This is a genomic window from Rathayibacter rhapontici, assembly GCF_001995175.1.
In the GTDB taxonomy this organism is placed as follows: Bacteria; Actinomycetota; Actinomycetes; order Actinomycetales; family Microbacteriaceae; genus Rathayibacter.
In genome coordinates, this window is sequence record NZ_MUKN01000040.1 from 23849 (window position 1) to 35181 (window position 11333).

Consider the following 11333-nt stretch of genomic DNA (forward strand, 5'->3'; position numbering starts at 1 on the left):
TCCTCGAGCGCCCGACCGCCGGGACCAGCACGGAGCGACTCCCGCGGCGACACCGAGAGGGAGATCCATCCGATGAGCGAAGCCGCCCCGTCGCGCCGGACCGCCGCCCGCCACGGCCGTCTGCGCCCGCAGAGCGGCCTGCGCCGACTCGGCCGGATCCTCGCCGCCTGCGTCGGCGTCGGCGTGCTCAGCACCGTCTGCATCGTCGTGATCGCCGTCTCGATGATCGCCGGCAGCGCCCGGCCCTCCGTCGACCTCGAGGCGGGCTCGTCGGGGAGCCCGGTCCCCGAGATCGGCGCGATCGAGGGCGGGGTCAACATCCTCCTCGCAGGCAGCGACAGCGCGGAGGGGTCGGAGGCGGGCGCGTTCGGCGAGCGCACCGAGAACCTCAACGACGTGACGATGCTGATGCACATCTCCGAGGACCACTCGTCCGTCGAGGTGGTCAGCTTCCCGCGCGACCTGTACGTCCCCATCCCGTCGTGCACCGATCCCGCGACCGGATCGGTGACCGAGGCGGTGGGCTCCGAGAAGATCAACCAGTCGCTCGAGCTCGGGGGACTGGCCTGCACCGTGCAGACGGTCGAGCAGCTGACCGGGCTCGAGATCCCGTACGCGGCGCTCATCCAGTTCGACGGCGTCATCGAGATGTCGAACGCGGTCGGCGGAGTCGACGTCTGCGTCGCCACGCCGCTCGAGGACGAGTACACCGGGCTGACCCTCTCGGCCGGGACGCACACGCTCGTCGGGGCCGAGGCCCTGGCGTTCCTCCGCACCCGGCACGGCGTGGGCGACGGCAGCGACCTCACCCGCATCTCGAGTCAGCAGGTCTACCTCTCGTCGCTCGTGCGCAAGGTGAAGAGCGCGTCGACGCTCTCGAACCCGGTCGCCCTCTACGGCCTCGCGAAGGCCGCCGTCTCGAACATGCAGCTGTCCACGTCGCTCGAGAACGTCAACACGATGGTCTCCATCGGCCTGGCCGTGAAGGACGTCGACCTCGCCGACGTCGTCTTCGTGCAGTACCCCACCTTCATCGAGGGCAACGGCGTCTACCCGAGCGAGGAGGCGGCGGCGACGCTGACCGCGGCACTGCAGGCCGATCAGCCGATCGCGCTGACCGGCACGACCGGCGGCGGTTCGGAGGCGGCCGACGGCTCGACGCCCGTTCCGTCCGAGCCCGCGGCCGAGGCCCCGGTGGCGGAGGCGCCGACCGGAGCCGCCTCCCCGGCCCCGGCTCCGGAGGGGACCGCGGTGGCACTGCCGAGCGACGTCACCGGCCAGACCGCGCAGCAGGAGACGTGCACCGTCGGCCGCACCCTCGACGAGCAGTAGCCCGCGCCCGCGGTGTCGTCCCGGTGCGCCGCGTACGGTTATGATGGTCGTCGTGCGTTCGCCCAGCGGGCGCTCGGGAGTCGTCGCATAGTCCGGTCGAGTGCACCACCCTGCTAAGGTGGAGAACCCTTTATTGGGTTCCGTGGGTTCAAATCCCACCGACTCCGCACCTCTCGAAAGCCCTGCTCCGGCGGGGCTTTCGTCGTTCCGGGGCACCCTCCCCGAGGCGGCGGTGGTCGGCGGGCTACCCTGATCGGATGCAGATCCTCGACGCCCTCGCCTCCGCTCCCGCCCGCCGCGACGTGCAGTCGATCCGCGGAGCGCTCGCCGAGATCGGCGTCGGCGACGACGTGCGGATGCTCATCCGCTCGCCCCGCTACGGCCTCTACGGCATCGAGGGCGTGGTCGGCCGCGCGGTGGGCGGCGAGCTCGTCGTCGCCGACGTGTTCCTCGGCACCGGCACGGAGGTGCAGAGCCTGGCGCTGGCCGCGGCGCCCGAGGCGCCCGCGGGGGAGTGCTCCGTCGAAGGGCTGCAGCACGGCGATCCCGTGCGCGTGACGTTCTCGACTCCGACGCTCGGCACCTTCGCCGTCAGCGGGCCGCTGACGGCCGGGCAGGACGAGCTGCTGCTGGTCGGCAGCTGGATCGTCGCGAACGGCGGCGAGGTCGCCCCGCGCGTCGAGTCGGTCGAGCGGCTCGGACTGAGCGTCCACAGCGCGCACGTGCCGTCTCCGCGGGCGGCGAAGGCGGAGTAGCACCGACCGGGCTCCGGGGCGTCCAGCGGGAGGGGAGAGCGGCCCCACCCGAGGAGGCGACCGGCGAGTGCTCCGGCCGATCGGTGGTGCCGGTCAGTCGTTCTCGGTGAGGTGCACCGACACGACCGAGGTCGCGGATCCACCGGGCGTGGTCACGGTGATGGTGAGGACGGCGTCGGCGGGGCGTTCGCCCGACGACAGGTTCTGCGTGCTGATCGCGAACAGGGCGGTGCCGGACGGGCCGGTGGTGAGCGTCGCGGTCGGGCTGGGGCTGCTCTCGGGTCCGCCGTTCGACGGCGCCGGGGAGGTGTGGACGGCGAGGAGATCGCCGTCCCTGTTGCGACCGGTTGCGACGATCGTGACGGTCGCGTTCGCGACGGCGGCGCCGGTGGCGTCCGTGACGGTGACGGGCAGGTCGTAGGCGCGCCGCCTCGGGTTCGAGTTGCCGCTGCCGTAGTGGTGATCGCCCTTCCAGGTGGTGATCACGGTGCCGTTCGCGGGCGAGACGGACGGAGTGCCGCCGGACGCGGCGGCCAGAGGCGCGGCGATCGCGACCGCGATCGTGGGCACGCTCCACGTGGCGCCGACGAGGACCGTCCGGCGGTGGATCGTGGGGGCGATGGTGTCGGTGGGGGGTCGGGTCATGGTCGTCTCGCTCTCGTGCTCTCGGGTCAGGGCCACACAAGAATGGGTTCCCGGGAGCGACTCGTCTCAGGTCGCGGAGCGACTGGCGTGATCGAGTCGGAGTGCTGGCGTGATGCGTCGTCGGAGGGCTCCGAAGCGGCGTATCCGACCGGAGGGAGACGAGTGATGCTCGGGTCTCAGCATGCCGCAGGGGCGGCCGCCGCCGCCCGGACGGCGCGCCCCGCCCGCTGAGCGGCGGGAGGGGCTGCACACCGCGGTGCGGACCGTCAGCTCTGGCAGTGCGGGCACCAGTAGGTGACCCGCAGCTGCAGCTCGCTGTCGCCCAGCTCGCCCTGCCTGATCGGCGTGCCGCAGCGTCGGCACGGCCGGCGGTCGCGCCCGTACACCCAGAGCTGCTGCCCCGGGCGGAGGTTTCCGGTCGTGGTGCGCTCGATGCGCTCGCGGTTGACCGTGATCAGCTTCTTCGCGAGGGCGATGGTGCGGACGAGATCGCCGCACTCGCCGACCGGGCGGGTCGGGAGCACGCCGCGGAGGAAGCAGAGCTCGGCGCGGTAGACGTTGCCGAGGCCGGCCATGATCCGCTGGTCGAGCAGGGCGAGCCCGATCGGGCGCTCGGGGTCGACGGAGAGGCGACGGAGCGCCTCTTCAGCGTCCCAGTCCGGCCCGAGCAGGTCGGGACCGAGGTAGCCCACGACGTCCTCCTCGGCCGACAGGGGGACGATCTCGAGGAGCCCCAGCTCGAAGCCGACGGCCTGCCACTGCGCGGTCTCGAGCACGATGCGCGCCTGGAACGCGGGGCGGTGCCACTTCGGCCGCTCGCCGCCGCGCGGGTAGAGGTGCCAGCTGCCCTCCATCTTGAGGTGGGAGTGGATCAGCGCCTCCCCGACGCGCATCAGCAGGTGCTTGCCGCGGGGCACCACCGAGTCGATGGTCTCGCCGGTGAGATCGACGGTCGCGTACTTCGGCACGCGGACGTCGCAGGTCGTCAGGACCTGCCCGTCGAGCGCCTCCGCCAGGTTGTGCGCCGATCGGTAGACGGTGTCACCCTCGGGCACGGGCGCTCCTCCCGGCGCTCACGCGCGCATCCTGAGTCCGCGCGGGTTCGCCACGAAGCCGGCCGCGACGAGGGCGTCGCCCAGTGCGGTGCCGAGGGAGAAGTCGCCGTCGACCTTCTCGACGGTGAGCTTCTCGACTCCGCGGGATCGCACGAGCTGAGCGAACGCGCCGGCGGCGTCCGCCAGCGCGGTCTCGTCACTCGTGAAGGTGAGCGCGGTCTTGCCGCCGCGCTCCAGGTACACGGCGAGCTCGCCGTCGACCACCGCGACGAGCGCGCCGGCCTTGCGTCCGGGCCGGTGCCCCTCGCCCTGCGGCCACGGCAGCGCCGCGCCGAACGGGTTCGCGGGATCGGTCGCCGCGAGGGCCAGCACCGGCCGCGGGCGGTCGCGCGCGTCGTCCTGCGGCACGAAGGTGCGCAGCCGGTCGACGCTGCCCGCGGTGCCGAACTGCGCGGCTCCGAGCTTCTCGATGAAGTAGCCCCGGCGGGCGCGGCCCTGCTGCTCGAAGCCGCTGAGCACCTTGTAGGCGAGCGCGAAGCCGCCGAGCACGCCCTCGGCCTGCACGGAGCCGCGCGTCACGATCCCGTACCGCTCGAGCAGCACCTCGCCGAGCGCGTGCCCGCGGACCGTCGGATCGGACTCGGCGAGCGGCACGATCGACCAGCGGCCGCCCGCGGTCGGCGGGCCGACGCGGGTCTGCATCGTCGGCCGGGTCATCATGCGGCCGCGGGGCGCACGGGCCCGGGCGGGTGCGCGCGGCTGGCGGTGCGCTCCTCCGCTGGTGCCGACGAGGGTGCGCAGCGGAGCGAGCGTGTCATTGGTGAGCAGCCCGGCCCAGACGAGCTCCCAGAGCGCGTCCACCAGGGCGGAGTCGTCGGTCGAGCCGACCGCGTCGGACAGCTGGCGGAAGAAGTAGCCGCCGCCGGAGCCGAGGACCCCCACGATCTCCTGCTGCAGCTCGCCGAGCGGCAGCGTCTCGCCGGGCACGGGCAGTGTGAGCCCGGCCGTCTCGGCGAGGTGCAGGCTGACCCAGCCGTCGTTGCCGGGCAGCGTGCCGGCGCCGGCCCAGAGCACCTCTCCGGTGGCGGTGAGCTCGTCGAGCATGGCGGGGGAGTAGTCGCGGACCCGCGAGGGCAGGATCAGCGTCTCCCACGCCGACGCCGGGATCGGCGCTCCGGCGAGCTGCTCGATGACGGAGGCGACGCCGTCGATGCCGCGGAGCGATCCGCCGACGTGCTGCCACGCCGGGAGGAACCGCCCGTAGGCTGCGCCGTCGACCGGCTCGACCTCCTTGCGGAGCGCGGCGAGCGAGCGGCTCCGGAGGCGGCGGAGCACTTCGGCGTCGCACCACTCGCTGCCCGTGCCGTTCGGCCGGAACTCGCCCTCGGTGACCCGCCGCTCGCCCGAGAGGCGGCGGAGCGTGTCGGTGACGACCGCGACGCCGAGGCCGAGCCTCGTCGCGACGGCGGCGGCGGTGAAGGGGCCGTGGGTGCGCGCGTAGCGGGCGACGAGGTCGCCGAGCGGATCGCGCACCGGGTCGATGAACGCGACCGGCACGCCGATCGGCAGGGGCACGCCGAGGGCGTCGCGGAGCCTCGCCGCATCCTCCATCGCGGCGTAGCGCTGCTCGCCGCCGAGGCCCACGGGCAGGACGCGCTTCGCCTTCACGAGCTGCGCGACGACCGCCTCGAGCGTGTCGCGCCCGATCGGAGGAGCGGCCGCGACGTCCGCCGAGGCGACGGACTCCTCGACGAGGCGCTCGCCGAGCTCGTCCATGGTCAGCGGACCGAGCAGGCGGAGCAGGTCGGCCGCGCCCTCGAGCCCGCGCAGGCGCCGCTCCGGCACGATCCGCTGCAGCTCGCGCTCGATCTGCGCGAGGACGACCGGGTCGAGCAGCTCGCGCAGCTCGGCGCGCCCGAGCAGCTCGCCCAGCAGGGCCGCGTCGACCGACAGCGCGGCGGCCCGGCGCTCCGCGAGCGGGCTGTCGCCCTCGTACATGAAGGCGGCGACGTAGCCGAACAGCATCGACCGGGCGAACGGGCTCGCGGTCGGGGTCTCGACCTCGAGGATCCGCAGCTCGCGCCCGTCGAGCCGCGCGGCCAGGCGCAGCAGCGCCGGCAGGTCGTAGACGTCCTGCAGGCACTCGCGCACGGTCTCGAGGATGATCGGGAACGTCGGGTAGGTGCGGGCCACGTCGAGAAGCTGTGCGGCGCGCTGACGCTGCTGCCAGAGGGGCGAGCGCTTGCCGGGGTTGTAGCGGGGCAGGAGCAGCGCCCGCGCCGCGCACTCGCGGAAGCGCGCCGCGAAGAGGGCCGACCCGCCGACCTCGCTCGTCACGAGCGACTCGAGCTCCTCGCGCTCGAACAGGAACAGCTCGGCGCCCGGCGGCTCCGACTCGGTGTCGGGGATCCGGACGACGATGCCGTCGTCGCCGGCCATCGCCGCGCCGTCGACGCCGTGCCGCTCGCGCACGCGGGCACCGACGGCGAGGGCCCACGGCGAGTGCACCTGCATGCCGTAGGGCGAGTGGAGCACGAGGCGCCAGTCGCCCAGCTCGTCGCGGAAGCGCTCGAGCACCAGCGTGCGGTCGTCCGGGATCTGCCCGGTCGCGATCCGCTGCTCGTCGAGGAAGGACAGCAGGTTGTTCGTGGCGTACTCGTCCAGGCCCGCCTCGGCGCAGCGCGCCCGGGCCGGGTCGGCGGCCGACCCGCCGAGCTCGCGGGTGAACGCGCCGATCGCCTCGCCGAGCTCGGCGGGCCGGCCCTGGGAGTCGCCCTTCCAGAACGGTAGGCGCCCCGGCTCGCCGAAGGCGGGCGTCACGATCACGCGGTCGTAGGTGATCTCCTGGATCCGCCAGCTCGTCGCTCCGAGGGCGAACACGTCGCCGACGCGCGACTCGTAGACCATCTCCTCGTCGAGCTCGCCGACGCGGTTGCCGGTGGAGCCGGGCTCGCCGACCATGAAGACGCCGAAGAGCCCGCGGTCGGGGATCGTGCCGCCGCTCGTGACGGCCAGGCGCTGCGCACCGGGACGGCCGGTCAGGGTGTTGGCGTCGCGGTCCCACACGAGCCGGGGCCGAAGCTCCGCGAACTGGTCGGAGGGGTACCGGCCGGACAGCAGATCGAGCGTCGCCTCGTAGGCCGAGCGGGGCAGCGACACGAACGGCGCGCTGCGGCGGACGGTGTCGAACCAGTCGTCGACGTCGAGCGCGTCGAGCGCCGTGGCGGCGACGGTCTGCTGGGCGAGGATGTCGAGCGGATTCGCGGGGACCTGGATCGCCTCGATCAGTCCGGAGCGCATCCGCTCGGTGGTGACCGCGGAGTGCAGCAGGTCGGCGCGGTGCTTGGGGTAGAAGGCGCCGCGCGACACCTCGCCGACCTGGTGGCCCGCGCGGCCGACGCGCTGCAGGGCGCTGGCGACCGACGGCGGTGTCTCGACCTGCACGACGAGGTCGACCGCGCCCATGTCGATGCCGAGCTCGAGGCTCGACGTCGCGACGACGCAGCGCAGGCGCCCGGACTTCAGGTCGTCCTCGATGATCGCCCGCTGCTCCTTGCTGACGGAGCCGTGGTGGGCGCGGGCGAGCAGCGGCTCGTCGTCGGGGGCCGACTGGCCGGAGCCGCTCGTGCCGCCGGAAGCGCCCATGAGCTCGGCCGGGGCCCGGCGGGACGCCCCCGTGGCCATCGATCCGATCGCCTCGTCGACGAGGGCTCCGACGGCGACGGGCTCGGCCGCCGCGCGGGCCCGCTCGAGGTCGGCCTCGCGGCGCTCCGAGTAGATCTCGTTCAGCCGGGCGGTGAGCCGCTCGGCGAGGCGGCGCGAGTTGGCGAAGACGATGGAGGAGGTGTGCGCGAGCACGCGGTCGACGATCGACTCCTCGACGTGCGGCCAGATCGATCCGCTCTGCGGGCCGGTCGCGCCCATGGTCGAGCCCTCCTGCGGAGCGGCCGCCCCGAGCTCGGACATGTCCTCGACCGGCACGACGACCGTGAGGTCCCACTGCTTCTCGGACACCGGCGCCACGATCGACACCGGCGAGCGGCCGGCCAGGAACCGGGCGACCTCCTCGCGCGGGCGCACGGTCGCCGAGAGGCCGATGCGCTGGACCGGCTTCGGCAGCAGGGCGTCGAGGCGCTCGAGCGAGACCGCGAGGTGTGCCCCGCGCTTGGTCGAGGCGACGGCGTGCACCTCGTCGACGATCACCGTCTCGACGCCGCGCAGCGACTCGCGCGCGGCCGAGGTGAGCATCAGGTAGAGCGACTCGGGCGTGGTGATGAGGATGTCGGGCGGGGTCTTCTGCAGCACGCGCCGCTCGGCCGCGGGGGTGTCCCCGGAGCGGACCCCGACCGTGACGGTCGACGGCGCGACTCCGATGCCCTCGGCGTTCAGCCGCAGCGCCGTCTGGGTGACGCCGACGAGCGGGGAGCGGAGGTTGCGCTCGACGTCGACGCCGAGGGCCTTCAGCGGCGAGACGTAGAGGACGCGCGTGCGGTGCTGCGGATCCTCCGGCGGTGGGCCCTGCACGAGGCGGTCGATCGCCCAGAGGAACGCCGACAGCGTCTTGCCCGAACCGGTCGGAGCGACCACGAGCGCGTGCGAGCCCGACGAGATCGCCGACCAGGCCCCCTCCTGCGCCGCGGTGGGCGCCGGGAAGGCGCCCTGGAACCAGGCGCGGGTGGCGGGGGAGAAGCGCTCGAGAGCGCTGCCGCCGAGATCGGTGGGCATGGTTCCATCCTCCCTGCCACCACCGACACTGGCCGCGGCGTCCGCCCCGGGCAAACCCTTGACGCGGCGCCCGCCGTCGGCGGCTCAGCCGAACGCGCGGCGGACGAAGGCGCTCACGTCGGCGATCTCGGCCTGGCTCACTCCGTGCGCCACGCCCTCGTAGACGCGCGAGTCGAGCTCGGTGTGCGCCGGGAACCACGCGTCGCCCTCCGTCACCGCCCTCTCCGGGATGACCGTGTCCAGCGTCCCGCGACCGCGGAACACGAGCGGGCGCTCCCGCGCGAGGCGCTCGTCCGCGTCGTCGCCCTCGGGCAGCGGCACGACGAACCCCGAGAGGGCGACCGCGAACGCGAAGCGGCCGGGCGCACGCCGGAGCAGCTGCACCGCCAGCGCCGCCCCCTGGGAGAAGCCCAGGAGTCCGATCGGGCCCGGGTGGTCGAGCGCGTCCAGCCAGTCGAGGACGTCCTGGGTCGGCTGCTCGACCTCGGCCGGATCGGTGCGCGACTCCTCCGGATCCATCGGCAGGCGCAGCGGCCACCACGCGTTCGCCCGCCCGTCCAGGGCGAGCGGGGCGCGCAGCGACGCGAGCACGGGCTCCAGCGGCAGGTACGCGCCGAGCGAGAACAGGTCGCCCTCGTGCGAGCCGTACCCGTGCAGGAGCACCAGCAGCGGGCGCCCCACCCGGTCCTTCTCGGAGGAGGACCACAGCACGGCGTTCGGATCGATTCCCATGGCTCCATCATCGCCGCCGGCCCCGCCGCACCCGCTGCGAAACCGGACCGACACGAACGTCGGGTAAGAATGGCTCCATGAGCGTGCGTACCCCTGACCCCAACTCCGGGTGGCTGTCCGACGACGAACTCGCCGAGATCCGCCGTCGGCTCCCGCTGCTGTACGTCGAGGCGGTGCCCGTGCGCGTCGACGGGCTCGGCCAGGTCACGGAGGTGGGCGTGCTGCTGCGCGCGACGCCGTCGGGCCAGATCACGCGCACGATCGTGTCGGGCCGGGTGATGTACGGAGAGACGCTGCGCGACGCCCTCTTCCGGCACCTCGAGAAGGACCTCGGCCCCATGGCGTTCCCGCTGCTGCCGGCCAGCCCGCTGCCCTTCCACGTCGCCGAGTACTTCCCCATGCCCGGCATGGGCCCCTTCACGGACGAGCGCCAGCACGCGGTGTCCCTCGCCTACGTCGTCCCCGTGACCGGCACCTGCGACCCGCGCCAGGACGCCCTCGAGCTCACCTGGATGACCCCCGACGAGGCCTGCTCCGACGCCGTCTCCGCCGAGATGGAGGGCGGACGCGGCGCCCTGGTCCGCGCGGCCCTGGCCTCGGTCGGCCGACTGCGTTGAACGGTGGGCCGCGGAGCGGCCCACCGCGGTCGGGCTGCGTTGGATCGTGGGCCGCGGGGCGGCCCACCGCGGTCGGCTTCCAGGGGTGATCGCGTTCCGCGGAGCGTGGTGCGTTCCGCCTAGCGCGATCCGCTCGCACGCGGATCGCGCGTTCGGCTTCGCGGTGTTGTCTCGTGCGCCGCGGGGCGGCGCACCGCGGTCGGCTTCCGGGGGTGGTCGCGTTCCGCGGAGCGTGGTGCGTTCCGCCCAGCGTGATTTGCTGGCACGCGGATCGCGCGTTCGGCTTCGCGGTGTTCGTCTTGTGCGCCGCGGGGCGGCGCACCGCGGTCGGGCTGCGTTGGATTGTGGGCCGCGGGGCGGCCCACCGCGGTCGGCTCCTCCACGGGGCGCGGTTCCCGAGAGCGTCCTGCGTTCCGCCTAGCGCGATCCGCTGGCACGCGGATCGCGCGTTCGGCTCCGCGGTGTTCGTCTTGCGCACCGCGGTCGGCTTTGAGGGGTGGTCGCGTTCCGTGGAGCGTGGTGCGTTCCGCCTAGCGCGATCCGCTGGCACGCGGATCGCACGTTCGGCTCCGCCGCGCGCTTCGGCGCCACTCTCCGGAGGCGAAGCGCTGCCGCGACTTCCGCCGAAGGGGCCGCGTGCCGCGGGCCTGATGGCGAGGAGCCGTGCTTGAGCCGGTTCGCGCGCGAGAGGTGTGGAGATCTGGGGCGGCAGCTCGAGGCGCAGTGTCCGGGGCCGGGAGTGCGATTCCGAGCAGTACGTCAGCTGAGAGTGACCGTCAGCCACGATGGTGGCTGAGCCCGGATCGCGGCCGACTTTCTGGGCGGCGTCGACAGCGCGGCAGCGTCATCAGAGATCCGACGAAGGAATCGGTTCCGGAGATCAGGCCCGTCCGCGCGCACCCCGCATGCCTGCTGACCGGGTCCGTGCGTATTCGAGGTCGAGGACCGCTCCGCCCGCAGAATCGGGCCCACAGCGCGCTCCTGACCTCGGTTGCGAACGCCGACCGCGGCGACCACCGTTCCGAGCCCTGCGCGCTCTCGACGCCTCGCGGCATCGCGCTACCGGCCCCCCCGCCGCGCGAGCCGACCGCACCCACGCACTGTCAACGACAGACCGGAGGAACGACGAAGGCCGGGACTTCTTCCCACGGACGACTCCGCAGGAGGAACTCCCGGCCTTCGACACCTTCATCGCCCACTCGACCCGCACGCGCCGCCGAAGCAGCACCCACGAGCCGAACCGGTGATCCGCGTGTCAGCGGATCGCCGTAGGCGTTCGCGACCCGCTCTGCGAATCGCAACCACCTCAGAGAGCCGACCGCGGTGCGCCGCTAGCGGCGCACCGACAAGCTCAGCCCTGCGCGCGCCGTCCGCCGCGGCGGGCGCCGCCGCCGGAGCCCTCGCGGGCCGGTGCGGCCGAGGAGGCGCCACCGGTCGCGGTGCTGTAGAACGAGCGCGAGCCGCCGGAGGTC

General features: G+C 73.8%; 7 protein-coding genes and 1 tRNA gene. 4 read left to right on the top strand and 4 right to left on the bottom strand.

Features of this window, described 5'->3' with window-relative positions:
* Window positions 1-72: 72 nt before the first annotated feature.
* From B0T42_RS13210 to B0T42_RS13220, 3 genes are all read left to right on the top strand, one after another.
* Window positions 73-1332 (top strand): LCP family protein, encoded by a 1260-nt coding sequence (locus tag B0T42_RS13210; RefSeq protein WP_077223539.1) that lies wholly within the window; start codon window positions 73-75, stop codon window positions 1330-1332.
* 76 nt (window positions 1333-1408) lie between these two features.
* Window positions 1409-1499, top strand: a tRNA-Ser gene (locus tag B0T42_RS13215).
* A gap of 90 nt (window positions 1500-1589) precedes the next feature.
* Window positions 1590-2087, top strand: a complete 498-nt coding sequence (locus tag B0T42_RS13220) for a hypothetical protein (RefSeq protein ID WP_236720283.1) — start codon at window positions 1590-1592, stop codon at window positions 2085-2087.
* Window positions 2088-2180: 93 nt separating this feature from the next.
* On the opposite strand, the gene B0T42_RS13225 is transcribed toward B0T42_RS13220, so the two are convergent.
* From B0T42_RS13225 to B0T42_RS13240, 4 genes are all read right to left on the bottom strand, one after another.
* Entirely contained in the window at window positions 2181-2732 is a 552-nt protein-coding gene (locus B0T42_RS13225; RefSeq protein ID WP_077223546.1) for a transcriptional initiation protein Tat, read from the bottom strand.
* Between the two features lie 266 nt (window positions 2733-2998).
* On the bottom strand, window positions 2999-3787 hold the full coding sequence (locus tag B0T42_RS13230) for a DNA-formamidopyrimidine glycosylase family protein (RefSeq protein ID WP_077223540.1): 789 nt from the start codon (window positions 3785-3787) through the stop codon (window positions 2999-3001).
* Window positions 3788-3805: 18 nt separating this feature from the next.
* On the bottom strand, window positions 3806-8512 hold the full coding sequence (locus B0T42_RS13235) for an ATP-dependent helicase (RefSeq protein WP_077223541.1): 4707 nt from the start codon (window positions 8510-8512) through the stop codon (window positions 3806-3808).
* A gap of 84 nt (window positions 8513-8596) precedes the next feature.
* A complete protein-coding gene (locus B0T42_RS13240) occupies window positions 8597-9244 on the bottom strand; it encodes an alpha/beta hydrolase (protein WP_077223542.1) in 648 nt (215 codons plus the stop codon).
* A 77-nt stretch (window positions 9245-9321) separates the two neighbouring features.
* Here B0T42_RS13240 and B0T42_RS13245 point away from each other — a divergent pair, with 77 nt between their 5' ends.
* Window positions 9322-9861 (top strand): NUDIX hydrolase family protein, encoded by a 540-nt coding sequence (locus B0T42_RS13245; protein WP_077223543.1) that lies wholly within the window; start codon window positions 9322-9324, stop codon window positions 9859-9861.
* Window positions 9862-11333: the final 1472 nt, after the last annotated feature.